The following is a 16981-nucleotide window of genomic DNA, read 5'->3' as shown; positions in this document are numbered from 1 at the left end:
GTGAATACCCAGCCCAATCCCACCACAAAAGTTGTTTTCTAGACACTTGATGCGTCCTTCTACTTAGCAAACCGATCAATTTGCTCTTGAGTAAAATCATACTCCCACCTTGATTGTTTTGTTAAGGTTGATATTGTTTTTACTTCATCACTGCCCTTAATTGTATAGTTAAGGGATTCAGGCGCTATAAGCCGTAACACATATTTGCCGGGTGATATAGGCTTGCCGCTTTTATTCTTGAAATGCCATGCTGGGAGCCAAGCTTCGTATTCTGATTTTGCCGGAATCATTCCTTCAAGAGCAGCCAAGGGGTACCTATCCACAAGCTGTTCTTTGGTTCCATTCAGCTTTAGAATCTGTAGTTCAGATTGAAACGGATGGATGGTGATACTTTGTTCGTAAACATTTAAAAATCGAACTTTAAATATGAATCCATTTTTCTCAAAATCTACAAGACCTCCGTCAAAGGCAATTCCGACATCTTCAACAAGCGACCCAACAAAAGCCAAATCGGAGTTATTCGTAAGCGCCCAAGTATCTCTGACTTTGATCTGATAGGTGACGGCTTCCTCGTTTTGAGCTAAAGTAACCCCGTAACCAGCACCAAACCTGCGCACATCCCCCACCGATAGTTGAGCTGGACCTTCGATAGTTAAACCGGCTGTGCCAATAACCTGATTAGTTTTATTTAACGCTGTTATTTCGATGGCTTTTCCAGTCATATCCTTATTGATTTTGATTACTCCTGAAAGCCCGCCCCAATTTTGGTCGATGCTGCTTTTCGCATGGGTAATACTAACGTATCCCTCGGAATCCTGCAGGGTAAGCTGATCGGGGTCTTTTTCGAAAATGTGAATGATGCTTTTGTTTTCCGATGCTTCGGTTGGAGCTTGATACGTAACCGTGGATCCTGTTGTCTCAGCGAATAAGCGTAAGGGTATGTAGGTTTTGTTGTTATAATTGATTATCGGTTCTTCTCCAGTCGTGTCCAGCTCCTTTTCTGCTCCATTGATGTGAAAGACGACCTTGCTTGGAAAAAGTACTGCTTGAATACCATTAGACGCAATGGCTGCGGAACTTGCAGTGATGCCAACACCAACAATTAACCCTGTTAAGAAATTTAATTTTTTCATGGCATAATCTCCTTTTTTGTTTGTAGATTCGTTATCAAACATCTGGAATAGGCAGCTTAAACAATCAAGTAAGGGGGCAAGGGGGCGCACTCATCATCGTTACGGACATCAGAGCGCTTATTTATCGTAATTCCCCTAATTTAGGAAAGCTTACGGACAGCTGCTTTTGATTTGCTCTTTCCCCGTTTGCACCCGGATAAATAAGAGCTTCGGGTTCGTTAGATGAAAATCCTTTCTGGATGTCCGTTTTAATTTGTTTCAACACCTACATCCATTCTATTCAAGGGAACAAATCTTTAACAGCGGCTGGAGCCCACATCCATTCCCTCCCTCTAGCACAAACGCCACAAACACGCTCCTCAAAGGGTAAAAGAAGGATAAGGAGCCATATGTAAAGAACTGCATACTAGGTCAAAAATGCAGATATACACCTATTAAGGTTAGTTTATATACTGTACCTATTCATCCAGAAAGGAGGGGTAGGCAGTGGCCTCATATTCTCAAACGCAGCAAATAACTGTCAAGCCAAAGAAGCCAACCAGGTTTTCCGCCTGGCGCAAGAATTGGGATTTGTATTTGTTGATAAGCCCGGTAGTCGTGTATTTTATTGTTTTTCACTATTTACCGATGTACGGGGTGCAAATCGCCTTTAAGGATTTTATCGCGAGCAAAGGCTTTTGGGACAGCCCATGGGTGGGGTTTAAACATTTTCAACGTTTTTTTGACAGCTATTACTTTTGGCGGCTGATCAAAAATACGCTCGGCATCAGCTTGTACCAGCTGGCGGTCGGGTTCCCTGTACCGATTTTGCTTGCGCTTATGATCAATGAAGTTCAGAGCAAGCGATTCAGGAAAACCGTGCAAACGATTACGTATGCGCCGCATTTTTTATCGACAGTCGTTGTGGTCGGTATGATTTTCATTTTTCTATCGCCGAAATCAGGCCTTCTTAATCTGGCGCTGCAGGCACTCGGGTTTGGTCCTGTTTTTTTCATGACGGATGCGGGCTGGTTCAAAACGATTTACGTCTTTTCGGACGTATGGCAGCAGATGGGCTGGAGCTCTATTCTTTATCTGGCCGCTCTTGCCGGAGTGGACCCCCAGCAGCATGAAGCAGCAAAGATGGACGGAGCCAGTAGGCTTCAGCGGATATGGCATATCAACCTGCCTTCCATTTTACCGACCATTATTATCCTGCTCATTTTGAGCATGGGCTCGATGTTCAGCCTTGGCTTCGAGAAAATCTTTTTGATGCAAAACGATCTCAATATGGAAGGGTCAGATGTCATCAGTACTTATGTATACCGGTCAGGGATTTTAGGTGCGCAGTACAGTTTTTCTACAGCCGTAGGCTTGTTTAATTCGGTTGTTAATTGCATACTGCTTATATCTGTTAATCAGATAGCCAGAAAGGTGAGTAGGACCAGCCTATGGTAAAAGTAGAGAAGCTCAGACAAAATCGCATAGGCCAGACAAAGGGTGATCAAATGTTCAGCGTGCTGAATTACTTGATCCTGTCCATGACGCTGCTGATCGTTCTGTATCCGCTGGTTTTTGTGCTCATCGCCTCGCTTAGCAGTCCGGAAACGGTTATCCGCGGCGAGGTATGGATTTGGCCGAAAGGCTTTAACCTGGATGCTTATTCCCGCGTATTTCAGAACAAGGACATTATGAGTGGTTACTTGAACACGATTATGTACACGATAGCCGGAACAGCCATCAACCTCGTTATGACTGTGCTGGCCGCTTATCCGCTATCGCGTAAAGATTTAAAGGGCCGGAACGTGATCGTGATGTTTATGATGTTCACGATGTTTTTCAGCGGGGGGCTCATCCCTACCTATATGATTATCAAAAACATGGGACTCATTAACACATTCTGGGCAATGGTTATTCCAAATGCCGTCTCAGTATTTAATATTATTATTATGAGAACTTTTTTTCAGCACACCATTCCGAACGAAGTGCAGGAAGCCGCTGTTATGGACGGATGCTCCAACATGAACATTTTGGTGCGAGTTGTGCTGCCGCTGTCTATGCCCATCATTGCCGTTATGATTTTGTTCTACGGCGTCGGGCACTGGAATGCGTATTTCAACGCTTTGATTTATTTGTCTGACAGAGATAAGTATCCGCTGCAGCTCATCCTGCGGGAAATACTGGTGCAGAACCAGACCCAGGATATGATGGATCTGAACAGCGAGTCGTCCTCACAGCAAGCGCTTGTAGCGGCTTCGATCAAATATGCGGTCATTATTGTGACCAATGTGCCTGTACTTTTGCTGTATCCGTTTTTACAGAAATATTTCGTCAAAGGTGTCATGGTTGGCGCCATTAAAGGCTAGTGCTTGATTGACTAATTAGGAGGAACGATCCCATGAAACGTGTCACACTGATCATCTTAATGCTTGTCCTTTTCTCTACTGTTCTCCTGACTGCCTGTTCCGGAGGTACGGAAAAGCCGACAACGTCCCCGTCCCCATCCGATGCCCCATCCGGCAGCGATGCTTTGAACCCTGGAATGCCTATCGTCAATTCGCCGATTTCTTTAAAGGTATTCTCTTACTATCCCGCAGCAGTTAATCCGGATTGGAGCAATATCAGACTGTGGAAAGATTACGAGAAAATGACCGGCATTCATATCGACTGGGATTTGGTGCCGGCAGCGAATATGACAGAACGGCTGAATTTGATGCTGGCCAGCGGGGATTACCCGGAAATTATTTATGGAACTGGCGTTTCCAATCTGGATTTAGTTAAATATGGGGAAACCAAGGTATTTTTACCGCTCAACGATTTGATTGACAATCATGCGCCTAATTTGAAAAAGCTGCTGGATGAGAATCCGTCTATCAGAAAAAGCATCACCATGCCTGATGGGAACATCTATGGGCTGCCTGCGCTCTTCGATCCCGAGTTCTCTTCTGTATTGAGCGGCCAGAAGTTCTGGGTGAAGGAAGATTGGCTGAAGCAGCTTGGCATGAAGCTTCCGACGACGGTTGATGAGCTGTACCTGCTGTTGAAGGCGATGCATGAAACTGATTTGAACAAAAATGGCAAACAAGATGAGATTCCCATCTCCTTCTTTGGGCCTCAACACTTGCTCTCCTATTTAAAAGGGGCATGGGGTCTCGGCAATCGTGGATACAAGCATGCTTTAGTGGATGTTGATCCGAAGACGAATGAATTGCGTTTTATTCCGACCGATCCAGGCTACAAAGAAATTTTGGAGTTTATGAACAAGCTGTATAAAGAAAATATTTTCACCAAAGAATTGTTTACCATTACGAATGAGGAATTCGTCGCAAGAGCGAGTGAAGGCAATGTAGGCACGTTTCTTGGTATTGGGCCGGCTGCGTTCAACGGCACAGGATACGTAGGAGGGGAAGTTCTTAAGGGTCCTCACGGTGATCAAATGTATGCGCTGGTCAATCCTTCCGTTATTATCAATGGTGCGTTCGTGCTTACAGACAAAAATAAACACCCGGAAGCATCCATGCGCTGGGCAGATTACTTCTACAGCGAAGAAGGGGTCCGCATGTACTTTATGGGATTTGAAGGGGATACGTACAAAGTAACTGAAGATGGAAATTACGAATATACCGACGAAATCGTCAAAAATCCGAAGGGACTTAATTTGAATCAAGCCATAGGCCAATACTTGGTCTGGCCGGGTCTGGGTTATCCGAGCATCGTCAAACAGAAGACGTTCAAAGGGACGGAAGGCAGTGCGGATGCGGTTGCAGCGGCGGAAAAACTGAAGCCTTATTTCCCTAAGGAGACATGGGCGGATTTCAGCTATACACCAGAGGAAAACGATCAGTTTACTGCTTACGGCACAGATATCTATACGTATATCATGGAAATGCAGGCTAAGTTCGTCAGCGGTGAAATTCCGTTCACCGATTGGGATAAATATGTCTCTACGCTCAAGAAAATGGGACTTGATAAATATATGGAAATCTACAACCTTGGTTACCAGCGGTATCAGAATAATTAAGACAGCCGGGGCCATTCAGTCGTAAGCTATCTAACTATTAAGGATAAGGGAGAGACCTATGAACACGAATATTACGAATAATACGAACAGCAACAGCACGAACAGCACGGATAAAATAAGATTGGGAGTCATTGGCTGCGGGGGCATGGCGGGTACACACAGTATCGGATATCAAGAGCTGAATGAGCGGATGGTTATTACGGCTACGTGTGATATTGTGGAGGATAGAGCACGTGAAGCTGCCGAGATCACAGGAGCTTCCCTGTTCGTCACTGACTATCACGAGCTGCTGGATGCCGTTGATGCGGTGCTTGTTGTACTGCCGCATGATTTGCACTTTGAGGTGGGAATGACTTGCTTGAAAGCTGGGAAGCATGTATTAATGGAAAAACCGATGTGCAACACAGAGGAAGAATGCATTGAGCTGATTCGTACATCGGAGGAGACTGGCAAAGTACTGATGACCGCTTATCCGGTACGATTCTTCCCTTCTGTGCGCATGTTGAAGGAGTTAATTGACAGCAAAGCTTATGGTGACTGCTTTCAGATGTCAATCTGGACGGAGCAATTCACGAAGTTTCCCGATGATCACTGGTCCACATCAGCTGAGCGATTAGGCGGAGGACAGTTTTTCAGCCATGGCTGCCATTATGTCGATCTGCTGCTCTGGTTCCTGGGCAAACCTGTGAGAGGCATTCATATGGGCACGAATTTCGGAACACCGTGGATGGAGAAGGAAGGTACAAGTAATGTAACCATTGAGTTTGAGGGTGGTGCACTAGGCTATCATTTCGGGACATGGGGAGCCAGAGGCACCCGGCTTGGATGGAGCATTCATGCGCATTGCACGGAAGGCATGTTGGAAATTCATCTGGGCGATCAAAAGCTGTATTTGCATACCCATATCAAGGAAGAGCGTGCAAATCTGGACACAGAATCACGCACTACCGTACTGCTCGACATGAATATGTCCGGCAAATATACGCATTTTGAAATTGAACATTTTCTCGATTGTATCCGGGATGGTTCTGTTCCACTGACGGATGGTCCGACAAGTTTACAGGGGCTTCGCGTCATCTGGCGCTTATACGAGGCCGAGCTGAACAACACCTTCGCTGATTTACGCGGATTGGGACTGGGTGAAGATTGGGAGCGTGTTCCATCATAAGCCCTAGTTAGCCTTCTCTATTGACAGCGGTTCAAAAATCCAGCAAGCTCTAGATATCGACTGAATTACGGACAGGGGAAAATCAATGGAATGGTTCAAAAGTAAATGGAAACGGCCGAACTGGTCCAGAACGTTTTATGACTACCTCTTTTCCTATATCATCATCGTCTGCATCGCTCTGGCGATTGTAGCCACGGTTGTATTCGCCAGGCTGATTCCCGAAATCGAGCAGGAAGTGAAGGCAGCTAATCTGTCCTTGCTCACCCAGGTGAGAGAAGCGATGGACATGAGGACGCAGGAAATGAATCGGATTGCAAATCGAATTTCCATGAATCCGGATCTAATGCCGTTTGTGTTAGGCAACAGCGGTTACGGGCTTTTAAAAACGCAGCGCTTGATGGAAGAATATCGTTCGTCTAACAGCTTTATCTATGACCTTGCTGTTTACTACACGTTCCGCGACGATCCCAACGTCTATGCAGCAAGCGGGACGTATACGATCGACAGATTTTTCGATTATAAGTACCGATACGAGAACTGGGGGAAGCCCGGACTTCTGGAAATGCTGGAGGAACCGGGAATGCCCGTTATGCGCCCGTTGGAAAATGTTCTGCTGAATGACCGGGAGACCCAGATGTTTGCCACTTATCTCTACCCGCTGCCAAACAACGCCAGCAAGCCTTACGGCACGGTCATCTTTCAGATTGATGGCAAGTCGTTTGCTTCGTTGTTCCGGAACGTGCTGCATACGGATGTAGGGCATGCGTTTATTTTAAATAACAAGAACGAGTTAGTCGCTTATGCTTCCGCGAGTTCGCAGAAGGAAACTCCACAGTCCGTGCTGGAGCAGCTGCAGATCATGCCGCTTCCGGAAGGCGTGCATACAGTCCAGGTCCAATCTGGTAAATGGTCCGTCGTCAAGTTGAAGTCGGAAGTGAACGGATGGACCTACTTATCGGCGATGCCGAGTGATCGGATTATGAAGCAGGCCTACAACCGCCGGACACTCTTCCTGAAGACGCTGGCTGGGCTGCTTGTGGCCGGAACGCTGGCTTCCTTTCTTCTGACACTGCGGAATTATCGCCCTCTCAGGGGGCTGGCAGATATGATTCGCAGCCAAAATCTGATTCGTGAGTTCTCGGCCAAACGCGACGAAATCTCGATCATCGGTCATGCCGTTGGCGAGGTGTCGAAGGAAAACCGCGGACTACATTCGATTATCAAAAATCAGGCCGGTGTCCTCAAGGAGAATGTGCTGCTGACGCTGCTGAAAGGAAAAGTGTGGAGAAAAGCGGAGCTTGAGCATGCTCAGAAGCTGGCTAATATACCGCTCGATGATCCGCAGTTCGCGGTGCTCCTGTGTCTGATTGACGATTATCCCCGCTTCGTCAAAACAAATACGCAGTCGATGCAGCAAATTCTTAAATACAGCCTGATGAACATCCTCGAAGAGCTGTCCAGCAAGCAGGGCTGCGGCTATGGGCTGGAATGGACGGAAGACCGGGGAGTTGTACTGATTCTTAATATGCGTGAAGGGGTGGGGAGAGACGAACTGCAGGATTTGGCCGAGCAGGCGAGTCAATATTTCAAACAGTATTTCCATTTCACGCTAACTGTCGGTATCGGCCGGATTTATAGCGATTCGTTCATGATCCATCGTTCCTATCTGGAAGCGGCAAATGCCGCCAAGTACCGCTTCCTGAAGGGACACGGGCATATTTTGTTCTACGATCATACCGCCCCCAGACAGGAAGGGGAATTCTGGTATCCCACGGAGCTGCAGTCCCGTCTCGTCATTGCGATCAAGCAGGGGAATGGCGATGAGGTACAGCGGGTGGTCCAGGAGATGACGGAGCGGATCGCCGAAAGGGCGATGATGATGGAGACAGTGGAATTCATCTGCTTCGACATCATCAACACCGTTATGAAAACGATGATCGAAATGGGCATCGAGCTGAAGGACTACATTGACGAAAGTATGGAGAACCTGTTTTCCCCGAAATACGAAACGATGGAGGAGCTAGAGGAGCTCGTTGTCAATTTCTGTTCCAGGGTATGCAGCTACATCGAGGGTCAGAAGGAAAGCAAGAACGTGAATCTGTATCAAAACGTACTGGCCTATGTGAACGATTGTTATACGGACCCGTCTGTCAGCCTGGAAAACATCGCGGAAAAGTTCGGTGTATCGCCCTCCTATTTATCCCGTTATTTTAAAGATCAAACCGGCTATCCGCTGATGCGTTATATGGATGGGATGCGGATGAACAAAGCGAAGGAATTGCTGAAAAATACGGATATGAAGCTAAAGGACATTGTCGAGCACGTCGGCTACGTAGACCAAAATAATTTCATCCGCAAATTTAAAAAGAACGAGGGCATTACACCGATACAGTATCGCAATGTGGGCAAAGAGTGATGATGGGAAAAGACTGACGGAGTATCGATAAAAGGATAGTTCAAGTTCAAGGGATTGTGACAAGGTAGGGAGGACCTATGACAGAAGGAACCATAACAGAAGCAACCATAACAAAAGTCTGCAAAGCAGCGATCATTGGTATCAATGGCTTCGGAGGCCAACATTTGAAGCAGATGCTTCTTCTACAGGATGAGGGTTTGCTTGAGGTGGTGAGTGTGTGCGAATCGCGGCTCTCCCAGAAAGACAATGATCTTCTAGGCAATAGAGGGATCAGCCTGTACTCGGATTACAAAGAAATGCTGCGGCTGGAGACCAGGATTGATTTCGTTGTCATAGCGACGCCTATTCACCTCCATGCCCCAATGGGGCTGGCTGTGATGGAAGCCGGTTATCATGTGCTGCTGGAGAAACCGCCTGCCGCAGTCATTCAGGATATTGATCGTTTAATTGAGGTTTCCAAAAGAACGGGAAAACATTGTGCCGTGAATTTCCAGATGTTATCTGGTAAAGCATTTACTGAACTTTTGCATTTGCTTGAACAAGGCGCGCTTGGGCCCTCAATCCAGACCATCACTGGAACAGGCATCCTGCAAAGAACGGATGATTACTTCAAAAGGGCGAGATGGTCCGGTAAGCTCCATTTGGACGGAAGCTTCGTATTGGATGGGACCATCCACAATACTGCTGCGCATATCCTCAACAATATGCTGCGGCTGGCCACTGCGAGCAATCGTTTGGGTTCAGCTGCACCTAGACCGATTCAGGTGACGGGGGAATTGTATCGGGCCAACGATATTGAAGGGGAGGATACTTCGTGCATGCGAATCCGCATGAGCGATCAAACCGAGCTGTATTACTATGCAACTCTCTGCAGCAAAGAATCGCCTACGCCCAGTATCCGTGTAGAGGGAACAGCAGGAACAGCGGTATGGACTTATGATAACACACTGACCATCGAGAAGGATGGTGAAGTCATTAGATATGACTACGGGGCAGAAAATTATTTAAGTAATATGTATATGAACCTTCTGCATACCATCCGTGGAGATGGTCAGGAACTAATTTGCCCTGTGCAGGCAGCGAGAAATTATATGCTGGTGTCTAATGGAGCCTTCGAGTCATCACGCCGCATCCATGCTATTGCACCGCCATATAGGCATGAACTATTGCTAGCTGAGGGCGGTGATGGTAGTGACGGAAGTGATCGCAGTGATGGAAGTAATGGAAGTGACGGAAGCGACGCCAGGATTGTGATCGTCAACGACATCGCGGACGCTATTCAATCGGTTTCCAGCAGCAAGCAGCTTTTTTCAGAAGCTGGCTTACCGTGGGCTATTTCGACACAACCTTTTGATTTGAAAGAATATGATAAATTTCCTAAATGGTTTGAATAAGAGGGAGTGTGCCGTATGTCGCATTATTATTCTATGGGTGAGTATTTGAAAGAGAAGTACAAGGAGACAGCGAGACCCTTTAGTTTCAGTGCCGATAATAAGGAAGATTGGGAGCAATGGAAGCATCAATTTACGGAAAAGCTGTATGAGCTGTTGGGCGAATGGCCGGCGAAAATCGTCGATCCACGTCCACTTGTTCTTGAGAAGGTGCGCTATGAGGGGTACATATGTGAGAAAGTAATGATTCACAGCGAGGAAAATATGCAGGTGCCATTTTATTTTCTCATCCCGGATTCAGATAACCCCAAAGCAATAGCTCGCAGCAGAAACGGAAAGCTTCCTGCGGTGTTATGCATGCATGGTCATGGAGGAGGCAAGGATGACGTTGCCGACATTCAACACGGGGAAAGACAGCGGGAAGTTGCTTATAAAATGCACAATTATAACATGGCGCCAGCCTTAGCACGGGAAGGTTACATCGCGATTGTTCCTGATGCCAGAGGTTTCGGTGAGCGTAATCTGGGCTACGGCAAACCTCACGCAGGGGGAGAGAAGGACGGCTGTGATCTTGTTTTCTTAAAGTCCATTATGCTTGGCATAAATCCGCTCACTCTGAATATTTGGGATGCCATGCGCTGCGTCGATTATTTGGAATCCAGGGATGAGGTCGATATGGAGAGAGTCGGCTGCATCGGGCTATCGTTTGGTGGAGCCTGGGCGCTGTATACGTCGATACTGGATGATCGCATCCGGACTGCTGTGATTAGCGGGTATTTCAATTCATTCGAGTCCCATGCCATCCAGTGGGGGAATTTCTGCGGCTCGATGACGATCCCTCATCTGTTGAAATATGGAGAGATGGCTGACCTTGCTGCGCTCTTGGCCCCTAAGCCTGTGCTGCTGACCAGTGGCAAGCATGATATGGGATTTCCTTATGAGGCATCGGAGCAGGCCTATGAGACGGTAAAAAGAGCTTATACCGCAGCGGGCTGTGAAGAGAAAACGAAGTTTGACGGATTCGAAGGTGGGCATCAGTTCAATGTTCCGACTACATTGGATTGGCTCAATCAATGGTTGTAAGTCTTTTGTGAAGGCGGATTTCAACCGCTAGAGTCTAATAAAGGAACACATTTTTAACAGCGATGGGGGGGATCAACTTTTGCTCTCAGTCCGTTTGAGCGTTAGTAGCATCCTAGTAGCAGCCCGCACCCCGCAGAAATGAGAGGTACTCCACTTAACGATGTTTTTCATCGTTAAAGTAAATGTTCAAGGTTAATCCGTCACGTTAATGATGATTTTCATCGTTAAAAGAGGTCGGATGGCCTCTCGGGGTGGGTAAAAGGGATTTTAACGATGTTTTTCATCGTTAAAGCAAGGTTGAGGAGCGGACCTGGTGCTTTTAACGATGAAAAACATCGTTAAAGCAGCAGATCCTTCTCGGCTGCGCACGATCCTCTTCCCCAGCGCCTTTGACCGCTAGGAAATGTCTTTCAACCAAGAGAAAAACCCTTGCTGACTGTACCTTTGAGCTTGGTGTTGGCACAATTGTAGCTGAAAGAGGTAAGGGGTATGGGGGATGGGTGGAAAAGTGGTAGCGTCTGCCTTAAAGGTTTGTTCTCGCCTCTGCATCCGTTCCATTCAAGGGAACAAATCTTTAACAGCGGCTGGAGCCCACAGCCATTCCCTCCGCAACGCACCCAAATTACGAACACGCACATCAAAGGACGTCGCAAGGTGTTTTCTTAAAAAATAACCGTTCATGTCTGGAGGGGTAAAGCGTGGAGATCAAGACGCTTGAAATATGTCAGATGAGTGGGCAGTTTCCTTTCTCAATCCAGAGACAAATTCATAATCAGGGTGATATGCCTTTGCTGCATGGTCACTGTTTTACGGAGCTTGTTTATGTGGTAGAAGGGGAAGGCATACATCGCTTTCAGGATATGGAATATGAAATCCGTGCAGGCGATATATTTGTCATTAATCCAGGTGAAGTGCACGGATACTACCTGCAGCCGGATCAGCAAATTGAGATCATTAATTGTCTCTTTCTTCCGGAACTTATCCACGAAGCGCTGTTCCATGAACTGCAAATTTCGCATAGTATGGACTTTTTTTACGTTCAGCCGTTCATCAGCGAGGGGGTGCGTTTCAACCATTGTTTGAATTTGCATGGAAAGGATGCCGATAAAGTTCTATATTTGCTTAATGGTATGCAGCATGAGCTGGATGGTGGCCGTCCCGGTTACGAAGTGTGTATTCGTCTGCAGATGATTGAATTGATGATTCATTTGTCAAGGATCCTGGGGGATCGCCAGAGTGGAAGAACGGAACATTCCAATACACAAGATTTACTGATACGGCGCATTGTCAGCTATTTGAAGCGGTATTACAATCAGAAAATAAGCATTGCCATGCTTTGCAAATTATTTCATCTTAGCGAAAGGCAGCTGAACAGGCAGTTTAACCGTTATTTGGCCTGCAGTGTTATTGATTATGTACAGCAAATCCGGATGGAAAAAGCAAAACAGCTGCTGGCAGAGACCGATGAAATTATTCCTTCAGTCGCCAATTCGGTTGGGTATGAGGATGCGGCCTTCTTCAGCACATTGTTTACGAGAAAGATCGGATGCTCGCCTGGGAAGTATCGAGAGCTGAATTATAGGGTGTGGAATGAGCAGAAGAAGTCTGTTCCCTACGGTTATACAGCTCCATGATACAAGTTGACTTACTTTTGAAAGCGCTCTTTTCATTTTTTTTTTACGATCATCTTATTTGAATTCATCCCAAGATTTGTCACTATTCGTTGGAGTTGACTGAATCAACAAGCAGAACGTCCGTATTGCCAATGGTCGAATCCTTGTATTCCCTTTACACTTAGGCTGAGAACGGCTCAGTCGAGCTTCTTCTAATCCATTTTCAGGAGGCAGGGTACATGTCAGAAATCATGGATATTGTTAGGCAAAATGACGGACAGCAGGGGGCAGACACAGGAGCAAGCACAGGACCGGGCATAGGAGCAGGCACAGGAACGGACACAGGGGGAAACACTGGGAGAGCCACAGAAACAGAAGCATCTTTCTCACCGTCCGGATTAAGCAGGAGAAAATTGCTTGCTGCAATGGGCGGCTTGGGGGCAGCTGTTGCTGTTGGCGGTTTGTTATTTACCAGTCCCCGGACGGCCACAGCAGCGATCAGCGGCGATGTGATCTCGCTGGAAAGTGTGGCGGATATTCAAACTCTTAATTTGACAACGCTTACAGATGGCCAGCATTTCAGTGTGCGCAGCTTTCATCCTGGTACAACAGTTGGCGGAGATATTTTCTACTTGGATAAAACCCGGCCAAAATCAGCACACAATGGTGCAAGCATCGTTTCCACTACCGTTCCGTGGGATGGCATGGCCGCAAGTCTGGAAGCTTTTCTGAGTGGAACAGGCGAAACCGACCCGACAGGCACCGGGTGTCTCATCCGTTTGTATGGGGAGAGTATTAATCCTTATATGTTCGGTGCACTCGCCAATGGTACAGCCGATGATACCAAAGCCATCCAGAGGGCTATCGACTTCGCCATCCTGCTTGGCAAAGGTGTCGTGATTGAAGGTGTTTTCCAAACCAGCTATCTTCGTATCAAGAATGGACTTGTCTATTTAAGCGGAGGAAACGGAGGGGGAGAGTTAAGGGCTATCTCGGGTGTTGGATTAGCCATGATTGAATTGTGGGGGCCATTTTTTGGAGGCCAGGTCCAGGCGGTGAGCGGATGTACGATTAGCGGACTGAGATTAAACGGAAATCATCTGGCGAAAAGAGGCATTTTTGGAAGTGCGTCCAATCAGTGCCTGATTACGGGGAATTCGGTTTACAATCTGTATGATGCTGCTCCGGATGACCTGTGTGGAATCCGATTGCACCAGGGTTGCACGTTTAATAAAATCATTGGGAATCATGTAACGCTGCCCACCACGCCTCCTGGTGGCCCACTTTTGCTAGGCTACGGCATTCAGGTTACTGGTGAAAGTATAAGCGGATATGGCGGATTTGAAAGCGGAGCCTTCATACCTCCAACCCTTGTTTGTTCCCACAATTTGATTGTCTCCAACCAGATTGAACAAGGCACACATGGGATCTCGCTTGTTGCTGCTGAACACAATACCATTTCCGATAATATTTGCAAAGGACAACTGCATCGCGGCATCATTCTAAGTCCCCAGGCCAGCAACAATATGATCAGCGGGAACCAGTGCCTCGATTTTGATTCCAGCGGCATTCATCTCGCTTATGGATCCAACTACAATGTCATTTCTGGCAACAAATGCAGGGCCCTGTCATCTGCTGGGGAGGGAGGAATCCAGCTGTACGTGGGAACGGTTGGCAATGTCGTAACAGGCAATGAAATCTATTGTGGATCGAACTATGGCATTTATGCTGCCGTAGAGTCAACCTCTCATAAAATTACCTCCAATATTATAGTTGCCAGCAGGAACAGGAAGGCTGCTATTGCTGTAGAATCGGACTGGAATTCCCCGCTACCGGCGAATGCAATCTACTCCCGGCCGAACTATGGCCCACCTCCTGCCCCCCGTACTGTCTGGGGGATATCGGCTACAGGTCATATGGATATTTCGGACAATACGATTATGGAGCCTGCGGCGGGTATAGCTGCTATCTACCTCGCACAATTAAATGATGCAAAGCTCACGGGAGTAAATGTAAGAGGCAATGTGATCATTGGAGCTGAGCCGAATCATTACTGGTATTTTTTTGAGCAAACCGCAGGGAAAAGCACGGGCAATCAGTTGATTGGCAATTCAGCAGCAGGCAAGGATGTGGCACGGCAATATTACTCCAGAGGGCGTGAACAGATCGGGGTTGTCTCGAGTAACGTTCCAGGGAACAGTCTGGTCGCATATGAGGTGCCACCAGGAACTGCTCAGCCAAGCGTCGCATTCGCGGATTATATCAGTCTTGTCGGATATACCGCGGCCACGAACATTACCGATTTTATTGGAGGTATGGAAGGACAGGAAATCATCGTGAGACTTTCCGCCCACGCCACCCTTATTCATAATTCTGCAAAAATTCGCTTGAAAGGCGGCAGCAACCTGACAGGTTTGTCATCGGACAACTATGTGAATCTGAAACGGACCTCGGGTATATGGTTTGAGATTTCACGGAATTTTTAAGAAGCCGCAAGGTAATTATTTGAAAAAGAGGGTTAGCCATGGAAAATAAAGTCGGAATATTCAAAATATTAATGTTAATTGCGCTTATCACCACTCTGCTCAATGCTTGCAGCGGTAATAACAACCCGAATGAACAAACGACCGAACCTGGTCCTGAGGCGAATACAAACAAGGAAACGAGTACGAGTACCAGCACAAGCACAACACAGCCGGACACCAAGCCTGTCACGATCCGTGTAGGCGTTATAAATGATCCTTCTGAAACAGCGAATGTGCAGGCAGTAGCCGATATTTTGAAGAAGGATTTCCCTCATATTACGGTGAAAATAGAGCCTTATATCGGTGATATGAAGCAGAAAGCGCTTCTTCAAGCTGCTTCCGGTGATCTCCCCGACGTTACATGGATGGGGGATGGTTACGTCAGAGAATTTGCTGACGCGGGAATTCTTGAGCCTTTGAACGATTATATCAAGCAGTACGGTGTAGATACTTCCGATATTTATCCAGCCATGCTGGCTTACGGTACGGTGGGCGACACGGTCTATATGCTCCCGCGCGACGCTCTGCATATGGTGATGATGGTCAACACGACACTACTCAAACAAGAAGGATTATCGTTGCCACCCAATGATTGGGACTGGGCTACTTTTCTCGAGTACACTAAGAAGTTAACCAAAAGAGATGCATCCGGCAAAACCACACAGTGGGGAGTAAACATTGCGCCAATAGGACCCACGATATGGGGACCCTGCGCGCAAGGAAGAGGCGTGAATTACTTAAACAAAGAGACAGGTAAAGTTCAATTCTCGGATCCCAAGGTGGTTCAGGGGCTAACGGACTGCTGGAGCCTGGTCAAAGAAGGCGTTTCCGTTGATCCTTTTGGCGAATATCCGGAAGATCCCTTCTATGCTGGCAAGGTGGCATTTTTGGTCTCCGCCAAATGGGCGGCGGAAGGTGTGAACAATGCCGCCATTGCTAAGGGATTCGAATGGGATGTTGCGACATTCCCGAAATTGCCAGGGAAGCGTGCTGTCGGTTCAGGAACAAGCGGTTACTCCGTGTATGCCAAGTCCAAGCATAAAGAAGCGGCAGCCGCGTTCGTTACGGCCTTTGTCAAAAAAGAAGGTCAAGAAGCCTTTATGAAAGTGGGGAATGGAGTGCCCATCCTGATGTCCATGAAAGATAGTCTGGATTGGCAGAATAACCCTGTACCAGGAAAAAACGTGAGCGCCTATACGGCATTTCCGGAAGACGATGTGCTGAAGGAGCATGAACTGTTGTTTTCAGCCAAGAAAGCGAATGCAATCAGCAGCGGTGTATTGGCAGCGTACCAAAAATATATGGAGGGTACTATGTCTCTGGATGACTCCCTAAAGGAATTGGATGAAAGTATAAATGCAATGGAATAAGAACATTTAGTCCAGCGGTTGTATGAGGCCTCTCCATTTTTTTTGGCGGGGCCGATAATGCAACCTTTTTAGCAACCGGTGTTCTGAAATTCCTTAAAGGAGGCAAATGAAATGAGTACAAATGAAAACTTATCCGCACAGCAGGTAGGGTCATGAAAAAGGAGAGTGGGATCGGATGTGGCTGAATCAACAAGCAGAACGTCCGTATTGCCAATGGCCGAATCCAGGTATTCCCTTTACACTTAGGCTGAGAACGGCTCAGTCGAGCTTCTTCTAATCCAT

Annotated in this window: 11 protein-coding genes; 10 read left to right on the top strand and 1 reads right to left on the bottom strand. The window is 47.1% G+C overall.

Annotated elements, in window-relative coordinates; all coding sequences use genetic code 11:
- Positions 1–59 precede the first annotated feature (59 nt).
- Complete coding sequence (locus tag J2Z66_RS16255) at positions 60–1175, bottom strand: stalk domain-containing protein (RefSeq protein ID WP_209972496.1); 1116 nt, start codon at positions 1173–1175, stop codon at positions 60–62.
- 471 nt (positions 1176–1646) lie between these two features.
- Here J2Z66_RS16255 and J2Z66_RS16250 point away from each other — a divergent pair, with 471 nt between their 5' ends.
- From J2Z66_RS16250 to J2Z66_RS16205, 10 genes are all read left to right on the top strand, one after another.
- Positions 1647–2570: an ABC transporter permease gene (locus J2Z66_RS16250; RefSeq protein WP_312894608.1), complete on the top strand. Its 924-nt coding sequence runs from the start codon at positions 1647–1649 to the stop codon at positions 2568–2570.
- 50 nt (positions 2571–2620) lie between these two features.
- A complete protein-coding gene (locus J2Z66_RS16245; protein ID WP_376774425.1) occupies positions 2621–3478 on the top strand; it encodes a carbohydrate ABC transporter permease in 858 nt (285 codons plus the stop codon).
- Positions 3479–3510: 32 nt separating this feature from the next.
- Entirely contained in the window at positions 3511–5133 is a 1623-nt protein-coding gene (locus J2Z66_RS16240) for an extracellular solute-binding protein (RefSeq protein WP_209972494.1), read from the top strand.
- A 58-nt stretch (positions 5134–5191) separates the two neighbouring features.
- Positions 5192–6301 (top strand): Gfo/Idh/MocA family protein, encoded by a 1110-nt coding sequence (locus J2Z66_RS16235; protein WP_209972493.1) that lies wholly within the window; start codon positions 5192–5194, stop codon positions 6299–6301.
- A gap of 85 nt (positions 6302–6386) precedes the next feature.
- Positions 6387–8717 carry a helix-turn-helix domain-containing protein gene (locus J2Z66_RS16230; RefSeq protein ID WP_209972492.1) on the top strand — a complete coding sequence of 777 codons (2331 nt, stop codon included), beginning with the start codon at positions 6387–6389 and terminating at the stop codon, positions 8715–8717.
- 77 nt (positions 8718–8794) lie between these two features.
- Positions 8795–10111: a Gfo/Idh/MocA family protein gene (locus J2Z66_RS16225; RefSeq protein WP_209972491.1), complete on the top strand. Its 1317-nt coding sequence runs from the start codon at positions 8795–8797 to the stop codon at positions 10109–10111.
- Between the two features lie 15 nt (positions 10112–10126).
- Positions 10127–11191, top strand: a complete 1065-nt coding sequence (locus tag J2Z66_RS16220; protein ID WP_209972490.1) for a dienelactone hydrolase family protein — start codon at positions 10127–10129, stop codon at positions 11189–11191.
- A 698-nt stretch (positions 11192–11889) separates the two neighbouring features.
- Positions 11890–12825 (top strand): AraC family transcriptional regulator, encoded by a 936-nt coding sequence (locus tag J2Z66_RS16215; RefSeq protein WP_209972489.1) that lies wholly within the window; start codon positions 11890–11892, stop codon positions 12823–12825.
- A 218-nt stretch (positions 12826–13043) separates the two neighbouring features.
- Positions 13044–15290, top strand: a complete 2247-nt coding sequence (locus tag J2Z66_RS16210) for a NosD domain-containing protein (protein ID WP_209972488.1) — start codon at positions 13044–13046, stop codon at positions 15288–15290.
- 38 nt (positions 15291–15328) lie between these two features.
- Positions 15329–16699, top strand: coding sequence for an ABC transporter substrate-binding protein (locus J2Z66_RS16205; RefSeq protein ID WP_209972487.1), 1371 nt, complete (start codon positions 15329–15331; stop codon positions 16697–16699).
- Positions 16700–16981: the final 282 nt, after the last annotated feature.

Origin of the sequence: Paenibacillus eucommiae, assembly GCF_017874215.1 — a bacterium.
In the GTDB taxonomy this organism is placed as follows: domain Bacteria; phylum Bacillota; class Bacilli; order Paenibacillales; family NBRC-103111; genus Paenibacillus_AI; species Paenibacillus_AI eucommiae.
Note: the sequence above shows the minus strand (reverse complement) of the source record. Positions and strands in the feature narration are given on the sequence as shown.

Bases quoted from the DNA above. Each gene is read 5' to 3' on its own strand.
- J2Z66_RS16235 (WP_209972493.1), top strand. From the start codon at position 5,192: ATGAACACGAATATTACGAATAATACGAACAGCAACAGCACGAACAGC.
- J2Z66_RS16230 (WP_209972492.1), top strand. From the start codon at position 6,387: ATGGAATGGTTCAAAAGTAAATGGAAACGGCCGAACTGGTCCAGAACG.
- J2Z66_RS16220 (WP_209972490.1), top strand. From the start codon at position 10,127: ATGTCGCATTATTATTCTATGGGTGAGTATTTGAAAGAGAAGTACAAG.
- J2Z66_RS16255 (WP_209972496.1), bottom strand. From the start codon at position 1,175: ATGTTTGATAACGAATCTACAAACAAAAAAGGAGATTATGCCATGAAA.
- J2Z66_RS16225 (WP_209972491.1), top strand. From the start codon at position 8,795: ATGACAGAAGGAACCATAACAGAAGCAACCATAACAAAAGTCTGCAAA.
- J2Z66_RS16245 (WP_376774425.1), top strand. From the start codon at position 2,621: ATGTTCAGCGTGCTGAATTACTTGATCCTGTCCATGACGCTGCTGATC.
- J2Z66_RS16240 (WP_209972494.1), top strand. From the start codon at position 3,511: ATGAAACGTGTCACACTGATCATCTTAATGCTTGTCCTTTTCTCTACT.
- J2Z66_RS16205 (WP_209972487.1), top strand. From the start codon at position 15,329: ATGGAAAATAAAGTCGGAATATTCAAAATATTAATGTTAATTGCGCTT.
- J2Z66_RS16210 (WP_209972488.1), top strand. From the start codon at position 13,044: ATGTCAGAAATCATGGATATTGTTAGGCAAAATGACGGACAGCAGGGG.